This is a genomic window from Actinocrinis sp. (genome assembly GCF_035938995.1).
Lineage (GTDB): Bacteria > Actinomycetota > Actinomycetes > Streptomycetales > Catenulisporaceae > DASZGI01.
Map to the genome: position 1 here is coordinate 17,813 of NZ_DASZGI010000161.1, position 17,465 is coordinate 35,277.

The following is a 17,465-nucleotide window of genomic DNA, read 5'->3' on the forward strand; positions in this document are numbered from 1 at the left end:
GGCTTGCCGATCGTTCCGCGATGCTCGGTGGGAAGAGGCAATGGTTGTGGGGGCGGGGTTTCCATGGGCGCTTCAGAATGATTGGGCCGGGCGCGCTTCGCAGCGTTCGGACCGTTTCCTGCGGGCTGTCGCGGGCCTGAGGGCGCGGGTTGCCGCCTGGGGCACGGCCAAGCGGGGAGACGCGCGGTTCCGCAGGTTCAGCGCCCACTTCGACGTGCTCGACCGCATGCTGTTCCGGATGCTCGACGTGCTCGAGGAGTCCGCGGCGACGGTGCGCGGCCCCTCGAGCGAGGTGTACGGCGCCTTTCGGTCGCTCGAGGCGAGCCTCCTGCGCGTCGAGCGGGTGTTCAGCTGGTACGCGGACAAGTACGATCAGCGGGAGCGCGCCGATGCGGGAGAGGTTCTGCGCGCCGCCGACGAACTGGTCCTCAGCTGCTGGTCGCAGGCGTTCGCCGCGGCCCCGGCGAAGCGCCCCACCGGCCCGCTGGTCTTCCTCGAGGCCACCGCCGGGCCGTGCGCCACGTCGTCCCGCCCGCGCTGCACGCGCCGGGGGACCGACTCCTGAAGAACCTGATAGAGACGGTTCCGATCCCGACGATCATGGTGCCGCCGAGCGTCGTCGACGAGCCCTGGTGGCTCGTGCTCGCGGCCCACGAGACCGGTCATCACGTGTACTACGACCTCTACTACGAGCGCGACCGCAGAATCGACGTGGTGGCCGACCGCGTCGTCGAGGCGCTGCCGGACCGCGCGCAGGACGAAGCCGTGTGGCGCACCTGGGCCTTGGAAGTGTTCGCCGATGCGTTCGCGGCGCTGATGGTCGGTCAGGCGAGCAGTTGGGCGGTGGCGGACCTGCTCCACGGCCCCGCGGCTGCGATGGCGGGGCTGCCCGGCGGCTCGGCGTATCCGATGCCGCTGGTCCGCGCGGCGCTCATTGCAGAGGTCATACGCCTCACCGGGAATCAGGACATTAGCTTCAGCGCTCCGCAGGCGCGGGACCTGCTCGAATCCCTTGCCGACGCGGTGCCGCAGGCCCACCTGCTCGCGACGGCGCACCACCTCGACGCCGTGCCGCGGGTGGCCGAGGCGCTGGCCACGCTGCCCCTCGGCGACACCACGATGCTCGAAGCGTATGCGCCGGCGCCGGACTCGTTCGCGCCGCGCGGCCGCGTGGAGGTCTGGGCCGGGAAACTCGCCCAAGCCAACCCGCTCTACCGGGGCGTCGACCTGCAGCAGCGGCCGGCCGCGCGCTTCGCGATCGCGGCGGGAGTGCAGGCCTATCTCGCGCTCGCACTGGCGGCCGACGGCGCGATCCCGTCCGCGTCGCTGCGGCGCTTGGGCGGAAACCTCGTCAAGCTGCTCACGCAGTGCGAAGAACCCGGCGTGCTGCGGTACAACGAGCCGAGCATCGACCTCGACGCGGCCGCCGACCACCTGGTCGAGCTCCTCCTGGAATCGGCGTCCCCGGTAGCGGAAGCCGGTGCGGCGTGACGGCTCTGCCTCGGGTGATCATCGACGTCAGCGAACCGGCCGACGGATCCGGCTGGCACGTGGACATCGGTTCGGCGCAGGGCGATGCGGCGGTCTCGGCATCGCTCACCATGGACGCGCTCGTCGTCGAGGAGGGCTGGCGCGTCCCCGTGGCGCCGGGCGGCCGGGACGAGAAGCAGGACGATCACCTCCTGCGCCTGGCCCGGCGCGTCGACGTCGGCTCGATCGATCCCGGCGACGTGGCAGCCTACGGGCACTGGCTCTTCCAGTGCCTGCTCGAGCCGGCTTGGCCGCGGATCACCGAGTCGCCCGCGGTCAGAGACCGCGGCGGCGTCGAACTGGCGTTGCGGTGGCCCGCGGACAGCTGTCTGCACCGGCTCGTCTGGGAAGCGATGCACGACGGCACCCGCCCGCTCGCCGCGTCGCCCGACCTCCTCGTGGCGGTGACCAGACTCGTCCCCGTGCGAGGTGGAAACGCCCCGGCACCGACCACCGGGATCCCGCGCGCCCTGTTCGCGACCGGCAGCCCGCTGACCGACGAGACGATCCGGCCCGGCGCGATGATCATGGGGCTGGTCCGCCAGCTGGACGCCGACGGCGCCTGCGTCTCCCGGGTGGAGCAGCACGTCTCCCTGCGGGAGCTGGCCGAGGACTGCCGGGCCTTCGCGCCCGACGTGGTCACCCTGATCGCGCACGGCGACCTCGCGGACGGAAGCGGAGTCGTCAAGCTCAAGAGCCGCAGCGGTTCCGAACCCGAAGGCTACGGCGCCGAGGAGTTGGCGAGCGCGCTGATCTCCCCGGGCCACGCGCCCGCGGCCGTCCTGCTCGCGGTGTGCCAGAGCGCTGTCTCCGTCCGGGCGGCGCCGCTGGCGGCCAGGCTCGTGGAGCTGGGCGTGCCGGTGGTGTCCGCGGTCGCCGGGGACATCAGCGAGCAGGCCTGTCGGCTTTACACCCGCCACCTGGTCAAGGCCCTGGTCGGCGGCGCCTGCGTGGTCGAGGCCGCGGCCGACGGCAGGCGCGCGGCGATCGTCGAGACCGGTGTCGCCGCCGACCGCCTCGACTGGGCGATGCCGGCGTTGTTCGCCGCCGACTGCACGCCGCCCGGCCTGCGCGTGGTGGATCCGAGGCGGGCGGACACCCTCGAGACCGTCGCCAAGGAACTGGAGCTGCGCCGCCGCCCGCTCTACATCGAGCCGCCCGAGGTGATGACGTATGTCAGGCGGCTGTTCACGGATGACCAGCGACAGCGGCTCGGCCTGGTGGCCTTCGGCAGCGACGACTCGATCTCGGGGCTCGGCGGCACCCGCCTGCTGCGCGAGATCGGCCTTAACCTGCTGCGCTCGGGACACATCCCGGTCATGCTCGGACCGTACGGACCCGCGGACGTGCCCGGGTCCGTACGAGCCGTTTTCGGGGAGATCATGCTGCGGGTGGTGCGGGCGAGCCACCACCTGCACATCCGGCCGGAGCTGAGCAGGGTACTGCCGGGAAACAAGGAAGCCGGGGCTCTGGTCGCGAGCGCGGCGGCGGCGCGCGACGAGGAGACGTACCACGAGCTGATGCTCGAGGCCGTCTCGGCGTTCCGCGCCGGATCGGAGCCGTGGCCCGAGGCCGACATCGTCCGCATGCGGTTGAGGCGGGACCTGTACGAGCTGGCCACGGCGGCCGGCGAACTTCCCGAGCCGTTCGGCCCGCACACCCAAGTGGTCGTGCTGGCCGATGAACTGGATCGCTGGTGCGGCGCGCTGGACGGACTCGTCGAGTTGGTCAAGGGAAGCGGCCTGGGCACGTTCGAGCGGCCCGTGCCGTTTATCTTCACCGCCTGCTACACCTCGCCGACGGGTGAGCCGCTGCGTCACCTGCGCGATGCCAACTCCGGCCAACCGGGGTTCGCCTTCCCGAGACTGCAACCACTGCCCCAGCACGTTGCCTCGCTGGGATTCCAGTGGGTGCTGCTGCACCCGTGGGAGGCGCATCCGGAAGTCTTCGTGCGCGCGCCCACCGCGTCACCCGAACAAATCTCTGAAGCGCTGATGGGCCTGGGAGGCAAGCCGACGCAGGTGCGCGACATGCTCTATGTGATTGCCAAGACGCTCGTGACCGTCAATGTGCTCCACTGCGGCGACGACGAGGCCGCGTTCCAGTCCTACCTGCGGAAGTACAAGTGAGCGACGTCGGCCTGAGCGCGGAGTTCGAACGCATCCTGGCCGAGCGGCTCGAGGAGCGGGCGCGGGCCCGGTTCGACGCCTTCGCCGAGCGCACCTTGGCCTGGCTGGCCTTCCTGCCGGAATGGACCGACCTCCTGGCCGACGCGGTCGGCCTGGGCGACGGCGAAGACACGGGCGAGCTGATCCGCAGGCTCGCGCAGGCGGACCTGATCGAGCACCGCGAGACGCTCAGCCCCCGCGGGCTGCTCTGCCGCGCGTTCTGGATTCACAAAGATCTGAGAAAGAGCCTGGGGCGCAGGCTGCGCGAGCGGTCCGCCGCGGCCCTGGACGGTCACCTGACCGAGTTGGCGCTCCGGCTCGCAGGCGTGGACGGCGCGGGAGGCGACGGGTCGGCGTCCTGGCTCGCCGCGGTGGAGGCGCTGTCCGGGTCCGCGCCGACCAGCCGGATTCTCGAGGACATCGATCGCGGCTTCGAAGAAGCGGACCAGGCCCGGACCACCAGGACGCTGGCCGCGGTGGAGGCGCTGGCGGACGTCCTGGGCGGGCGCGTGACCGGCATCGCGATGCAGGCGCGATGCCGGATCGAGTGGTTCCTGCGCCGGGCGGGCGACGAGCGATACCTGAAGCACTACGTCCACCGCCCCGAAGTCGAAAAGGCACTGGGCGCGCTGATCGGCCGCCGCAATGCATACGGCGGCGGTCGCCCCGACGAGCAGAGCGGTGTCTGGGGTCTGCACATCCTGGGCCCGGCCGGCTGCGGCAAGACGATGATCATCCGCTACCTGGCTTCGGGCCGGCTCGCCGCCGAGCGCGCCCTCGGCGGCCTCGCCGTCGCCCAGGTGGACTTCGACCACCTCGACCCGCGGTATCCGGAGCAGCGCCTCGGCGAACTCTTCCTCGCCCTCGCGGCCGATCTGCGCGGCAGCGCGGCCGCACCCGAGTCGGCCGACGCGCACCAGCACCTCGAACTCGCCGTCGCGGCGCTGCACGAGGAACTCAGCGGGGATTCGGGCCGGGGCGGGGGCGGCTCCGCCCGGCTCGCCCGGTTGAAAGCCGAGGCCGCGGAGCGGTTCGCCGCCTATCTCGGCACCGTCGCCGAGCGCGTGGTCTTGGTGCTCGACACGTGCGAGGAACTGGCCAAGTTCTACCTGCCGGGTGAGTCCGCGCCGATCATCGACGAGACCTTCGAACTGCTGGAGGCGGTGCACGGGCTGAACCCCGGTGTCCGCGTCGTGCTGGCCGGCCGCCGGCCGCTGACGCCTCCGTCGTCGCCGCAGGACAAGACGAGCGGGCCGCTGCTCAAGGCGCGCAAGTACGTCGAGGTAGTGCAGCTCGACGGGTACACCTCGGACGAGACGCAGGAGTACATCGGCCGGAGGCTGGCGGCGGCGGAGGCTGCCCGTCTCGACCCGGACCTGCGCGAGGCCATCCTGGCGAGATCGCGGATGCCGACGCCTCGAGGGCTGCGCTACAACCCGTTCGACCTCGCCGGCTATTGCGAGTGGGCGGTGGCGGACGAAGGGCTGGACGCGGCCCGGCTGAACGCTTCCACCGCCGATCCGTACATCGAGCACCGGGTGATCGGGCGGATCACCGAGCCCGGCGTCCGTGCCGCGCTGCCCGCGGCGGCCGAGCTCGGGCGCTTCGACCTCGATCTCATCGAAATGGCGTTGATGCGGGCGGGCGCGGATCCCAGGCTGGCGTTCGACAAACTGGCCATGCAGGAATGGGTGCTCACGGTCGATCGCGACGTGGACGGCCTGCCCACCTGCCTCGAGGTGGACGAGCATGTGCGGGACCGGATGCGCGCGCTGCTGCGCCGCACCCACGGCTGGTCGGCCCAGGACGCGGAGCGGCTCGGCCTGGACGCGGAGCAGATGGTCGTCAACGCGGCCGCGCTCGGCGAGGTCCCGATCCCGACCGTGGAGGCGGCGGTCCTCCTGCTGCCCCAAGACCACGCGGCCGACCTGTGGAGCCGCCTCGAGCAGCGTGTGTGCCGCGAGGCCGCGTGGGCGTGGGCCGCACAGGCGACCCGCAGAGTGGCGGCCGAGATCGAGCGGGCCGACCGGGCGAAGGACGAGGACGAGCCGACGATCCTCGCGGCCGTGCTGGCGACCCAGGCCGTGGCGCGGATCCACACGAACCGCCAGGATCTGGACGGGCTGTGGAAGGCCGTGGCGGCGAGCGCCCGGCGACACCCCGACGCGGCGGCGGGGGACAGGCTGCTGCTGCGGGCGACCCTCGGCCGGATCGCGGCGACCGGCGTCCTCGACGTCGGTGAAGCGCTCGCGGCCACCGTTCTTAAGGACGCAGCGTTTGTGGACGTAGCGCTCGAGGACGCTCCCCCCGATGCGCTGCTCGCCGCGGCTCAGTCCTGCGTCGGCCACGGGACGGTCCCGCCGGAACCGCTCCGGGCGGCGCTGAACCGCCTCACCGAGCACGACGACCTTGAGCTGCGGGTCGCCGCGCTCGCGGTCCGCTCGGCCGCGAACATCCTGCGCGACGGGTGGGACCGCGATGTCAGGGAAACCCGGTCGGCGGTCGAACTCGCGCAACGCGTCCAGCCCGGGCCTCGCATCGCGTGGCCGGACTGGGCTCCGCCGGCGCCTCCGCTGGAAAGCGCGCGGCTCGAGGTCGTCGTCACGCATCTGACCCAGGATCAGCCACCTGACACATCGACGATCGAGCGGTTCCGCGACTGGCTGAACGACTCGCTGACCCATCCCGACAGCGCGGCGGCGGAGCCGTTGGCCGCCTCGGTGATCCGCTTGCTTCGCCTTGCGGTTCCGAGGGCGGAGCTCCCTCGGAGCCTCCCGACGATCTGGCGCGCCGCCGAGGGCGCGGCGCGCACTGTATTCGCGCCGGTATTCCCCCCGACCATCGAAATCGCCGAGGCGTTGAGCGCGCAGGGGCAGCCGTTCCAAGCGTGGACGGAGCTGCGCGACCGGATCGGTTCGCAGGTTCGCACGGCCGGGGTTCAGCAGGTCGAGCCATACCGGCTCGCGCTGCTGAGACTGTGCCGCAGCTACCGCACGACGGTATTCGAGCCCTCGACACCGCGTATCGCGCGCGATGCCGAGGCGTCGCCGGCCCTGCGTGCCGAGGCGTGGAAGGTCCTCGCCTTGACGACGGGCGAGGCGCCCGCGACCGTCGAGGAAGCCGGCAGCGCGCACGCGTGGTGGGCCGCGCAGAGCAGGGAGGTTCTCGGCAGGCGCAGCGACTGGGGCCGTTCGGTGCTTGAGCGTGTGCCCGATCAGGAGTTGACGGTCGGCGGCTTCGCCGACTGGCGCGAGTGGACGATCCTCGTGCGCGAGGCCGGCGGCTTGCGTAACGCGGACTTCACCGGCCCGTCGACACCCACGCGGCGACCGCAGGTGCTGCGCGGGGATGACGAGGACGCGGTCCGCCTGGTCTTCCTCGAAACGCCCGACAGCGTGCGCGAGCGGCTCTCGCCGGTGCCGGACGCCGCATTCGGGTTCGCCGCCCTGCGGGCCGGAGAAGTCCTGGCGCTGCATCTGCCGACTCATGGCGCCGGGTTGCTCCGCTTGGCGGAACAAGCGCTGGGCGCCGCAGGTCACCGGCTCGCCGCCGATCAGGCCGCGGTATTGGCGGATCTTGCGGAAATGGACGCCGGGCAGCGGCAGCGGGGGTCGGCGAAAGCGTCCACGCTGCGTCAGTGCCTTGAGGCTCAAGATCCCTTGTTCGAACCGGAATCAGGCCGCAGAGACTGGACCGGATGGTACGACCTGCTCAGGCTGCACGAGCAGGGCATGCCCACGCCGGCGGGACCGGCCGGACTCCCGCGCTCCGTACAGACTCGTCTCGCCGGGGCAGTATCAGCGCTTATTAGTATACTGAGACGGCGCTTTTGGTGGGTGCTGCTGCCTCTGTCAGCATTCGGCTGGGTGGCCACGACCATCGCCCTCGTCGGTGCTGCCGCTGCCACTGCGGTGGGCATCGCCACGTCATCCCTCATCGACGCGTATGGGTTGGCAGCCGCAACCCTTGCCACCGTCGTGGGCGAGCGAATCGGTGTTCAGACATATCGCTCGTTCAGGTTGCGGAGAACCTCTCCTGCTCAGTCTGCGTCGACACGAATCGCCATCGCGCGTGTGAAAGGCGGGATGGACGTTGCGGTGACCCTCCCGGACGTGGATCCGGGTCGGATCACTCGTGAGCGGGTCCTGATCAAACCCGGGGTACGGGGGATCGACAGGGTCCTGGGTCCGGTGGGAGAGGACTCGGACCTGCTCGCCGGAACCGAGTCCACGCCAGGGGGCCGAGACGGGGCGGGCGCTCACGCGATCACCTTGGAGATCGAGCCGGGACTCGCGGCGTACCCGTGGGAGAGCTGGCTCGCGGACGCGGTGCCGCGCGGAACGGAAGGGGTGTGGGTGAGGGTCAGCCCGCCCCGCCCCGCCGCGCCTGCCGCCGATCCTTCCACAGGGCGGTCGCCGACGGTGTACCGCGGACCTCAGTACTTGGCTCCTGCGAAGTCCCTGCTCGACCATCCGGCCGCGGAGACCGCGCCCTCCCTGGTGCACCTGGTGGGAACACCGTTCGAGACCTCAGCGACCTGGCGCCTCCTCATCGAATCGGAAGAGGGCGACCTCGACGTGCGTTCGGTCGTCCGCAACGGGACGTTTCTGGTGCTCCAGGCCACGCCCACGGAGACCAGGTCCGCATTCGCCGACCGGCGCTGGCTGCCCGGCTTCGTCGAGCTCGCGCTCGCGGCCCTCGGCGCCGGGGCCGCGGCGATTCTGGTCGTTCCGCCGTTGCCCGAGGCTGACGCGGCGGCCGTCTCGTCCCTCCTGTGGCCCCGGATCGCGCGAGGGCTCCTGGACGAAACGCAGATCGTAGATCTGGTCGCGGATATCAAGCACCGGCTCCGCGACGTCGCGGACCCGGACGACGGGGCCGCGGCTCGCGGCCAGGATCTGCTGTTCTTCCAACGAGCCGCGAGACGAGACGAAGAGCACACCACGGAGATCCAATGACTCAGGGACGTGAATCGGATATGTGGACTCGGATCGCGCGGTGGTTCCGTGAAGCCGCGGAGCACACCACCGTGAAATATCTTGAGGAGCCCGGCGCCGGGCCATTGCGCGCGGACCAGGGATACGTCCGCCTTTGGCTCGAGGAGGGATTCCTCGCGCACCGCCGCTCCTGGGGCGCCGAGCACTTCCCGGTGCTTCACGGCGGTCTCGCGCTGCGGCTGCTCGGACGGACCAGCGCCCCGTTCACCAGCTTCTCCCAGCTTCCCGAATCGGTCGCGGCCTCGGGAGCGTACCTGAAGTACGAGGTCACGCCGCTGCTGCCGTTCACCGGCGGGGTCGTCGAGATCGAAGGCGCGCTCTACAAGACCTCGACCAAAAGCCTCCTGGCCGGCGCGGCCATGCTCGCGGGCGGTTTGAAGCCGCTGCTCGTCCCCCCGCTGTCGGCGGCGCTCGACGTCGTCGAAAAGGTGTCCGAGTCGCTGGACCGGGTGCTCGCCGACGCCGATCACGCCCCGGTGCTCGGCGTGCACTGGGCGGCCCAGGCGACCGGCTACTCCGGAAATCTCCTTGTGCCCGGTCACCTGGTGGTTGTCGATGCCAAGCCCGGCGAGCTGCCCGGCACTCTGGCGATCCACGAGGGCCGCTTGGTGCTGGACGGGCCCGGCGGGCACGCGCCGATCACCGGACGCGACTACCTCGTCCTGCGGCTCGAATGCACCACCGAACGGGACGACTGGCACCAGCCCGAGCTCGACCAGCTGATCAGGCAGGCGCGGGCCGCCTTCCTGCGTGGTGAGCAGGACGCCTACGACCGGTATAGCAAGGAAGCCGTGATCCGGGCGATCAACTGCCCCGACTTCGTCCCGAGCGACCAGAAGCGGGTGGCCCTGCTGGTCAGGGAGCTCATCGAAGACGTCGCCGTGCTCGGCGCCGCAAGCGACCCAGAGCTCTCACTCGACGCGGCCGCGCGCGACCGGCTGCCGTCGGCCGACGACCCGAGGGTGCTGAATCTCCAGCTGGAAGATCTCCTGGACTTCCGCTGATCTCGGCAGTACCGCCTCGTCGTCCGGATCACCCGCGGCACCCGGCGGCGGCGACGTGCTGGTCTGGAAGTCATTCCGCCCATGCGTCTTCACCGTTTCCCTCCCCCCAGCCTCGGAGTCGAGTCGATGAGACGAACGCCGTCGCGCCGTGGCCCCCTTATAGCCGCAGGCTGTGCCTTAGCTCTCGCCAGCGCCTTCGCGACCGCGCCGGGGTGGCCACCATCAGCGTCACCGTCAACGGCGTGACAGGCACGGTCCCGATCTCAGTCCAGTAGCGCCGCGCCAACACACCCCCACCGGGTTGTGGAACCCGCACTCCAGCGGGCTCCACAACCCGGTCGTGCGTTGCGCTCCGAAACCGACGGCCGACAACAAACCTTGTCTTGACAAATATAGTTGTCGGTAGGATTCTGGAGTGGTGCTAGACGTTGCTGTGATCGAAGAACCGGCTGCGGCCGAGTCGTCCCTGGACCCCATGCGGTCCCGGGTACTCGCCGCGCTGGCCGAGTCCGGCTCGGCCGCCATGCTGGCCGCCCGCCTGGGCCTGCCCAGGCAGAAGGTCAACTACCACCTGAAGGAACTGGAGCGTCACGGCTTGGTCGAGCTCGCCGAGCAGCGGCGCAAGGGCAACGTCACCGAGCGGATCTACCGCGCCACCGCCGCTTCCTACGTGATCTCTCCCAGCGCCCTGGCCGCCGTCAGCCCGGATCCTTCCCGCTTTCCCGACCAGCTGTCCGCCCGCTGGCTGCTGGCCCTGGGGGCGCGGTTGGTTCAGGAGGTCGGGGCCCTGCTCACGGGCGCCGCCGGGACCGGGCGGCGGGTGGCCACCTTCGGCATAGACGCTGAGGTGCGGTTCGCCTCTGCGGCCGACCGCGCGGCGTTCGCGGACGAACTGACCAAGGCCGTGGCAGCTCTCGTCAGCCGTTACCACGACGAGTCAGCCCCGGGAGGGCGAGGCCACCGGGTGGTCGTCGCCCTCCACCAGATCCCCACGGCGCAGCCCAGCGCCTCATAGTCGGAAACCACACACGAGACAACTAAGGAATCACCATGCGTACCCTGATCAGCACCGCCTTCATCTCGCTCGACGGCGTCGTGGAGGCCCCGGGCGGCGAAGCCGGATACCGCAACGCCGGATGGACCTTCAAGACCGTCGAGTTCGTCCCCGAAGCCTTCGAAATCAAGCAGCGCGAGCAGGAGGAGTCCGCCGCGATCCTGATGGGCCGGGTCAGCTACGAGGCGTTCAGCCCGGTGTGGCCGGACATGGCGGAGTTCGCCCGCTACAAGACGATGCCGAAGTACGTCGTGTCCACCACCCTCGCCGAGGACAAGCTGGTGTCCAACTGGGGCGAGACCACGACCCTGCGCTCACTCGACGAGGTCGCCGACCTGAAGAAGGGCGAGGGAGGCCCGATCATCGTCCACGGCAGCGCCAGCCTGAACCACGGCCTCTCGGACGCCGGCCTGATCGACCGCTACCACCTGCTCGTCTTCCCCCTGCTGCTCGGCGCCGGCAAGCGCCTGTTCAGCGCCACGGACAAGGACATGCAGAAGCTGAAGCTGGTCGAGCACGAGGCCTACACCAACGGCCTGCAGAAGCAGGTCTTCGACGTCGTGCGCTGACGACGGCCGAAAATCTACGTATCCTCGCCTGTTGGCGGGTGGCACTCGGCCGCCCGCCGGCAGGCGCGCGCTGATTCCAAGCAGCAGCATCGGTCGGCCTTGTCAGGCTGCTGTGGCCGTCTAGTATCCGTGGGAGACGCCACCGAGGATCGGGCTTCTCCGGCTTCCTTCGAAGAGCCCAGATTCACGCCTGCTGTCGTCTCACACGCCTCTGACGTGAACGCTCGACACACGAGGTTACAGAAGCCTCATTCCGGGCAGGACCCGCAGCGATGCGTTCGAACAGACTATGCGGTGCCGGGCAAACCGCTCCAGGACTGTTCTGGCACTGGTATGGCATGAGAGGCGAGAGATGCCGCAACACCTACCTTTCGTCATAACCTTTCCGGCGCCGGTCAGTCCACACGCCGAGCGTGCCAGAACCCGACATCTCGACTGGGTGATGTCCCGTGGCCTGGTGCGCAGCGACGCCGGGCTGCTGGAGTACGAGTCCTGGGATCTGCCCCAGGCGGCGGCGCGTACTTATCCCCACGCTTCGGCCGAAGATCTCTATATGCTGATGAACTGGTTCTCGTTGGCGTTCCTGTTCGACGACCAGTTCGACGCGAACTCCGCGGGCCACGCCGAACGGGTCACGGCGGTCGCCCAGGAGATGATCACCATCCCGTTCCGGCCGCCGGGCTCCCTGCCGGACGTCGTCTGCCCGATCACCGAGGCGTGGGCGGAGGTCTGGTCCTGGCTCTCCGAGGGGATGTCGGAGTCCTGGCGCAACCGTTTCGCCTCCTCCTGGGCCCGCTTCCTGGCCGCGCACTCGCACGAGGTGCGGCTGTCCGCGGCGGGGGTGCAGCTGGGCCTGGACGATTACGTGGCCCTGCGCCGGATCACGGTCGGCATCCACCACTCGATCGACGCGGCCGAGCGCAGCCGCGGCTTCGAGGTGCCCGTCCAGGTCCAGGCGCACGAGCTGATGCGGGCGATGCGCAATGCCGCGGCCGACGCGATCGCCTACATGAACGACATCCACTCGCTCGAGCGCGAGGAACGGCGCGGCGATCCCCACAATCTCGTCACGGTGTTGCGCCGGGACCGGGGCTGGTCCCGGCAGGTCGCCATCGAGGAGGCCGTGCGCATGACGAACAGGCACCTCAACCTCTATGAGCGCCTTGAGTCGAAGATGCCGGAACTCTGCGACGAGCTGGGCCTCGACGCCGACGGCCGGCGGTCGGTGGACATGGGCGTCGAGGGCATCCGCAACTGGATCCGCGGAAACTACGACTGGGCGCTGTCAACCGGTCGCTACGCCGAGGCCAAGGCCGGCGCGGCCGCGGAGGCCGAGCGCAAGGGGCAGGGCGCCGTGGACGACCTCCTGCCCCCGATCGGCACCTTCGAGGGCCCCCTGAAGTGAAAGCACCGGTGCCGCAGGCGCGATCCGCCCGCGGCACCGGTGGTTCCGTGCGATCCGGCTACCGGCCGAAGATCCGGCGAATCAGGGCGCGCAGTCCGGACGGCCGGGCCTGCGCGGCCGCGACGGGCGGCCCGGGTTCGGCCGACGCGACCGGAGCGGTTGGCGGCGGCACCGGGCCGACCGGGTGGGCGGTCGCGGCTTCGCTCGGGCCGCGCTGCCCGGGCACCGTGGACGGAATGCGTCCCTTCGCTGCCGCCGGCGCCTTACCGGCCCCGCCCGCCGCCGTCGGCACCGGGCGGCGCGGGGTGAACTCGGCCGGCAGCCGGTCCAGGTGCCGCGACCAGGTCGAGGAGGTCCAGCTCAGGTCCGTCTCCGGTACGGCCAGATGGATGTCCGGGAGCCGGACGAGCAGCGCGTCCACCGCGGTGTCCGTGATGGCCCGGCCGATGTCCTGGCCGGGGCACTCGTGCGGCCCGCGGTTGAACGCGAGGTGCGACCGGTTGCCGTGCACGGCCGTGGCCGGGTCGGGCCGCACCGCCGGGTCGGCGTTGCCCGCGGCCAGGCCCAGCACCAGCAGGTCGCCCTGCTTGATCTGCTGGCCGCCGAACTCCGTGTCGCCCGTGGCGAAGCGGCCGGGGCAGACCATCAGCGGCGGCTCGTCCCACAACACCTGCTCGACCGCGTCGGGGATCGTCATCAGCCCGCCGGTCAGGGACGCGCGGAAGCGGGCGTCCGTGAGCACCACCCGCAGCGTGTTCGCGATCAGGTTTGTGGTGGTCTCGTTCGCCGCGATGAGCACGAGCCGCAGGTGGTTCATGACCTCGTCGTGCGTGAGCCCGGTCGGGTGCGCGATCAGCCAGGACGCGAAGTCGTGGCCCGGATTCGCCCGCTTCTGCTCGGTCAGGTCGCTCAGCACCTCGTTGATGTACTCGTGGTAGGCCATCGCCTTCTCGCCGCCCTTGATCAGGCCGGTGCAGGCCTCGACCATCTGCGGACCGACCTCTTCGGGCATCCCGAACAGGCGGCTGAGCACGAGCATGGGCAGGTGCTGCGCGTACTGGCCGAGCAGTTCCGCGCTGCCGGCCGTGGCGAAGCCGTCGATCAGCTGGTTCGCGTAGCGCTGGATGTGGCGGCGGATGCCGTGCTTGTCCAAGCGAGCCAGGCTGTCGTTGACCGCGGCGCGCAGCCGGTGGTGCTCGTCGCCGTCCTGGGACACGCAGTCGGGCCGCCAGCCGAGCATCGGGATCAGCGGCGAGTCGGGCTTGATGTTCCCGTCCAGCCAGTCCCGCCAGATGCGCGAGTCGCGGGAGAAGCGCGTCGGCGTCCGCGCGACGTCCATGTTCTCGCGGTAGCCGAGCACCAGCCAGGCCGGCACATCGCCCTCGAGCAGGACGGGCGCGACCGGGCCGTGCTGTTCGCGCAGCTTCTCGTACAGGCCCGCGGGGTCGGCCTCGGCCTCGCCGCCGTAGAGCCGGACGAGATCGTGAGCGGGGCAGCCGGGGGGCGGGACCGCCGCCGAGTCGGCTTGGGGAAGATCGTGGGGGAGGGTCACAACAGCTCCGGCACAGGGGTATTGGTGAGGGTGAACAGGTAGCGCATCAGTGCGAGCAGCACGTCGCGGCTGGAGGCGCGGTCGCGCGCGTCACAGTCGACGATGGGCACCGCTTCGGGCAGGTCGAGGGCCGAGCGCAGCTGCTCGACCGGGTGGTCCGGCGAGTCCGGGAACCGGTTGATCGCGACGACGAAGGGCACGCCGCGCTCCTCGAGCTGCCCGAGCACGTCGAAGCTGGCGGCCAGTCGGCGGGTGTCGATCAGCACGACGGCACCGAGCGCGCCCTGGAACAGGCCGTTCCACAGGAACCAGAACCGCTCCTGCCCGGGAGTTCCGAACAGGTAGAGCACGAGTTCGTCGCTCAGGCTGATCCGGCCGAAGTCCATCGCCACCGTGGTCGCGGTCTTCAGCTCCACGCCGGTGGGGTCGTCGACCCCGACTCCGGCCTGCGTCATCGTCTCCTCGGTGGTCAGCGGCCGGATCTCGCTCACCGACCCGACCATCGTGGTCTTGCCGACACCGAAGCCGCCGACGATGACGATCTTGACCGCCGTGGCGACGGAGGACGGCAGGACGTCCTCCTGCCGAGGCTCGGCGAGCGCCTCAGAGCTTTGAGAGCCCATACATCACCGCTTTCAGCAGTTCGGGGTCCGGCAGCGAGCCGGCCGTGACCGGTGCGCGCGCCTCCACTAGGTTCTCCGCCACCAGGTCCGCGACCAGGACCGCGGCGGCGCTGAAGGGGAGTCGCAGATACGCGGAGATCTCCGCGACCGACAGGGGGTACCGGCACATCCGCAGGATCGCGGCGGGCTCGGGTTGCATGCCGGGCCGGGGCTCGGAGCGTGACACGACGAGCGTCACCAGGTCGAGCGCCGCGGCGTCACCACCGCTGCGACCGCCGGTGATCACGTAAAGGCGTTCGGGACTGCCTTCGTCCCAGTCGGGGAGTTGTCCGCTCACGCGACCACCGGCCCCTCGACGCGCGGGGGACTGGTCAAGTGCTCGCCGATGCGGGCGACCAGGTCGCGCATCTGCTGCCCCATCAGCCCTGCGTCCACGCCTTCGTCGGCCAGGACCGCCAGGTACGCCCTGGCTCCGGCCGCCATCAGGTAGAAGAAGCCGCCGCCGACCTCGATCACGACCAGGCGCATGGTGCGGTCGCCGTCCGGGAACTCCGAGGCGATCGCGACCGAGAGGCTCTGCAGGCCGGCGCAGGCGGCGGCGAGCCGGTCGGCGGTGTCCTCGTCGGTGCCGTGTTGCGCCATCCGCAGGCCGTCGCCGGTGAGCACCACCACGTTCCGGGTCCCCGGGACGCTCTCCGCGAGGTCCTTGAGCATCCAGTCCATGCTCGGCCGCAGCTGACTCACGGCTGCTCCCCTTCCTTGCTCGACGGATCATCGCCCGCGGGGCGTGGCGACGCGGACGACGGCTCACCCGACACGGCGTTCTGGAACGCCGCCAGCCACAGGCCGGGCGGCACGGGGGCCTCGGCCCGGGCGTGGGCGGCGTTCCCGTTGGCAGCGGTCCCGTTGGCCGCGGCCGCGGTCGCGCTGCGGCGGTGGCGCTGGGGAAGGCCGTGGCCGTTGCGTTCGTACTCTTCCTCGCGCGGTTCCGGCACGCGGGCCGGTTTGGACGCCGGTTTGGGTGCCGGCGGCCGCGCCGCCGCCGTCACCACGCCCGCGCCGGGGATCGCCGCCGAAGGCGCCGGCACGGTGGTGACCAGCTCGCGCGGGATGACGAGCACCGCCCGCACCCCCGCGTACGCCGACGGGCGCAGCGAGACCTGGAAGCCGTTCGCGTGGGCCAGGCGGCCGACCACGGAGAGGCCGAGGCGCGGAGTCTCGCCCAGGTCCACCAGGTCCAGTCCGGCCGTCATCTGCGAAAGAACGCGCTCGGCGCGGACCCGCGCCTCCTCGCTCAGGCCCACTCCGCCGTCCTCGATCTCGACCGCGACCCCGGACTGGACCTCGATCGCGGTCAGGTGCACGCGGGTGTGCGGCGGCGAGTACCGCGTCGCGTTGTCGAGCAGCTCGGCCAGCGCGTGGATGAGCGGTTCGACCGCGGGTCCGACGACCGCGACCTCGAGCACGGAGTGCAGCTCGACCCGCTGGTAGTCGGTGATCCGCGACATCGCGCCGCGCATCACGTTGAACAGCGGCACGTTCTGCTGCCACTGCCGGCCGGGCCGCGAGCCGCCGAGCACCGCGATGCTGTCGGCCAGCCGCCCGATCAGGGCCGTGGCGTGGTCCAGGTGCAGCAGATCGCCGAAGACGCGGGGATCGCCGCCGTGCCGGTCCTCCATCTCGCGCAGGTCCTGGAACTGCTGGTGGACGATCGCCTGGACGCGGCGCGCGATGTTGACGAACGCGCGCTGCGCCGAGCCGCGCAGGTCCTCCTCGGCCTTCACCGCGTCCAGCGCCGAGCGCAGCATCGCCTCGTGCGCGGCCAGAAAGGCGGGGTTGAGCTCGCCGCTCGCGGTGAGGGCGTCGACCACCTCGTCGACCGAGTCGCCCCGCTGGAGGTGGTTGATCGCCTCGGGCAGCACGACCTCCGCGAGCCGGACGGTCTGCGCCTCCTGCTCGGCGAGGCGGCCGCGCAGGCCGGCGTCCTGATCGGCGTATCGACGGCGCAGGTCGTCCGCGAGCCGGCCGCGGCGGGCGGCCTCCGCGGCCAGGGCGGCGACCGCGAGGGTCCCGACCGCGCCGCACAGGGCGACCGGCACCCGGGCCGCGGACGAGACCAGCGAGGCGGCGATGACCACGCACGCGGCCATCACGGCGGGGGGTATGACCACCCCGGCGAGCGCGGGGGGCCGGGAATCTCCGGGTGATGAGCGCGCACGAGCCATCGGCATCCTCAACTCCTCGTCGGTTCGGGTCCGCGCGACCGCGGTCGCGCAGGGCCCCCTGCGGGGGCGCGAAGGCAGGCCGAAGAGACACCGCGGCCTGATGCCCGGTGTGGGAAAAAACGACGGCTTGACGCGCGTCGCCGGACAGCGATGTCTCGAATCGGCAGTGTTCGTGGGTGGGTAGGCGCGGTGGTGCGCGCGGCAACTGAGGATCGCCCGAGCAAACGCCGCACGCGCCGAGCCGAAGGCAGCATAGCCGCTTTCGAAACACCTTGGTCAGAACCCGCACACGCCACAACCTGCCACGCGCAAGAGCTCTGATGTCCGTCAGATCTTTT

13 protein-coding genes are annotated in these 17,465 nt (G+C 71.0%); 8 read left to right on the forward strand and 5 right to left on the reverse strand.

The window, feature by feature from the left end; all coding sequences use genetic code 11:
- The first annotated feature begins 40 nt into the window (after window positions 1–40).
- The 8 genes from VGZ32_RS11620 to VGZ32_RS11655 all read left to right on the forward strand — a co-directional run bounded on the left by VGZ32_RS11620 (window position 41) and on the right by VGZ32_RS11655 (window position 12,727).
- Complete coding sequence (locus VGZ32_RS11620) at window positions 41–565, forward strand: hypothetical protein (RefSeq protein ID WP_326885957.1); 525 nt, start codon at window positions 41–43, stop codon at window positions 563–565.
- Window positions 514–1,491 (forward strand): hypothetical protein, encoded by a 978-nt coding sequence (locus tag VGZ32_RS11625; RefSeq protein WP_326885958.1) that lies wholly within the window; start codon window positions 514–516, stop codon window positions 1,489–1,491. Before VGZ32_RS11620 ends, VGZ32_RS11625 begins: the two co-directional genes overlap by 52 nt.
- A complete protein-coding gene (locus VGZ32_RS11630) occupies window positions 1,488–3,659 on the forward strand; it encodes a hypothetical protein (RefSeq protein ID WP_326885959.1) in 2,172 nt (723 codons plus the stop codon). The genes VGZ32_RS11625 and VGZ32_RS11630 overlap by 4 nt, the downstream gene beginning before the upstream one ends.
- Window positions 3,656–8,656 carry a hypothetical protein gene (locus VGZ32_RS11635; RefSeq protein WP_326885960.1) on the forward strand — a complete coding sequence of 1,667 codons (5,001 nt, stop codon included), beginning with the start codon at window positions 3,656–3,658 and terminating at the stop codon, window positions 8,654–8,656. The genes VGZ32_RS11630 and VGZ32_RS11635 overlap by 4 nt, the downstream gene beginning before the upstream one ends.
- A 71-nt stretch (window positions 8,657–8,727) precedes the next feature.
- A complete protein-coding gene (locus VGZ32_RS11640) occupies window positions 8,728–9,699 on the forward strand; it encodes a hypothetical protein (RefSeq protein ID WP_326885961.1) in 972 nt (323 codons plus the stop codon).
- Between the two features lie 418 nt (window positions 9,700–10,117).
- A complete protein-coding gene (locus VGZ32_RS11645; RefSeq protein WP_349263568.1) occupies window positions 10,118–10,714 on the forward strand; it encodes a helix-turn-helix domain-containing protein in 597 nt (198 codons plus the stop codon).
- Window positions 10,715–10,749: 35 nt separating this feature from the next.
- Entirely contained in the window at window positions 10,750–11,322 is a 573-nt protein-coding gene (locus VGZ32_RS11650; RefSeq protein WP_326885964.1) for a dihydrofolate reductase family protein, read from the forward strand.
- A gap of 442 nt (window positions 11,323–11,764) precedes the next feature.
- Complete coding sequence (locus tag VGZ32_RS11655; protein WP_326885965.1) at window positions 11,765–12,727, forward strand: terpene synthase family protein; 963 nt, start codon at window positions 11,765–11,767, stop codon at window positions 12,725–12,727.
- Between the two features lie 58 nt (window positions 12,728–12,785).
- On the opposite strand, the gene VGZ32_RS11660 is transcribed toward VGZ32_RS11655, so the two are convergent.
- Genes VGZ32_RS11660 through VGZ32_RS11680 form a run of 5 tightly spaced genes read right to left on the reverse strand, consistent with a single transcriptional unit; the run spans window position 12,786 to window position 17,127 of the window.
- On the reverse strand, window positions 12,786–14,279 hold the full coding sequence (locus VGZ32_RS11660; protein ID WP_326885966.1) for a cytochrome P450: 1,494 nt from the start codon (window positions 14,277–14,279) through the stop codon (window positions 12,786–12,788).
- Entirely contained in the window at window positions 14,276–14,902 is a 627-nt protein-coding gene (locus VGZ32_RS11665; RefSeq protein WP_326885967.1) for a GTP-binding protein, read from the reverse strand. The genes VGZ32_RS11660 and VGZ32_RS11665 overlap by 4 nt, the downstream gene beginning before the upstream one ends.
- Window positions 14,883–15,239: a DUF742 domain-containing protein gene (locus VGZ32_RS11670; protein WP_326885968.1), complete on the reverse strand. Its 357-nt coding sequence runs from the start codon at window positions 15,237–15,239 to the stop codon at window positions 14,883–14,885. Before VGZ32_RS11670 ends, VGZ32_RS11665 begins: the two co-directional genes overlap by 20 nt.
- The gene (locus VGZ32_RS11675; RefSeq protein ID WP_349263569.1) at window positions 15,236–15,625 is read right to left on the reverse strand and encodes a roadblock/LC7 domain-containing protein; all 390 of its coding nucleotides are present in this window, start codon (window positions 15,623–15,625) and stop codon (window positions 15,236–15,238) included. The genes VGZ32_RS11670 and VGZ32_RS11675 overlap by 4 nt, the downstream gene beginning before the upstream one ends.
- 17 nt (window positions 15,626–15,642) lie before the next feature.
- A complete protein-coding gene (locus tag VGZ32_RS11680; RefSeq protein ID WP_349263570.1) occupies window positions 15,643–17,127 on the reverse strand; it encodes a sensor histidine kinase in 1,485 nt (494 codons plus the stop codon).
- Window positions 17,128–17,465 lie beyond the last annotated feature (338 nt).

Coding starts and splice junctions, on each gene's coding strand:
- VGZ32_RS11620 (WP_326885957.1), top strand. CDS start 41: ATGGTTGTGGGGGCGGGGTTTCCATGGGCGCTTCAGAATGATTGGGCC.
- VGZ32_RS11650 (WP_326885964.1), top strand. CDS start 10,750: ATGCGTACCCTGATCAGCACCGCCTTCATCTCGCTCGACGGCGTCGTG.
- VGZ32_RS11655 (WP_326885965.1), top strand. CDS start 11,765: ATGTCCCGTGGCCTGGTGCGCAGCGACGCCGGGCTGCTGGAGTACGAG.
- VGZ32_RS11665 (WP_326885967.1), bottom strand. CDS start 14,902: ATGGGCTCTCAAAGCTCTGAGGCGCTCGCCGAGCCTCGGCAGGAGGAC.
- VGZ32_RS11675 (WP_349263569.1), bottom strand. CDS start 15,625: ATGGACTGGATGCTCAAGGACCTCGCGGAGAGCGTCCCGGGGACCCGG.
- VGZ32_RS11680 (WP_349263570.1), bottom strand. CDS start 17,127: ATGGCTCGTGCGCGCTCATCACCCGGAGATTCCCGGCCCCCCGCGCTC.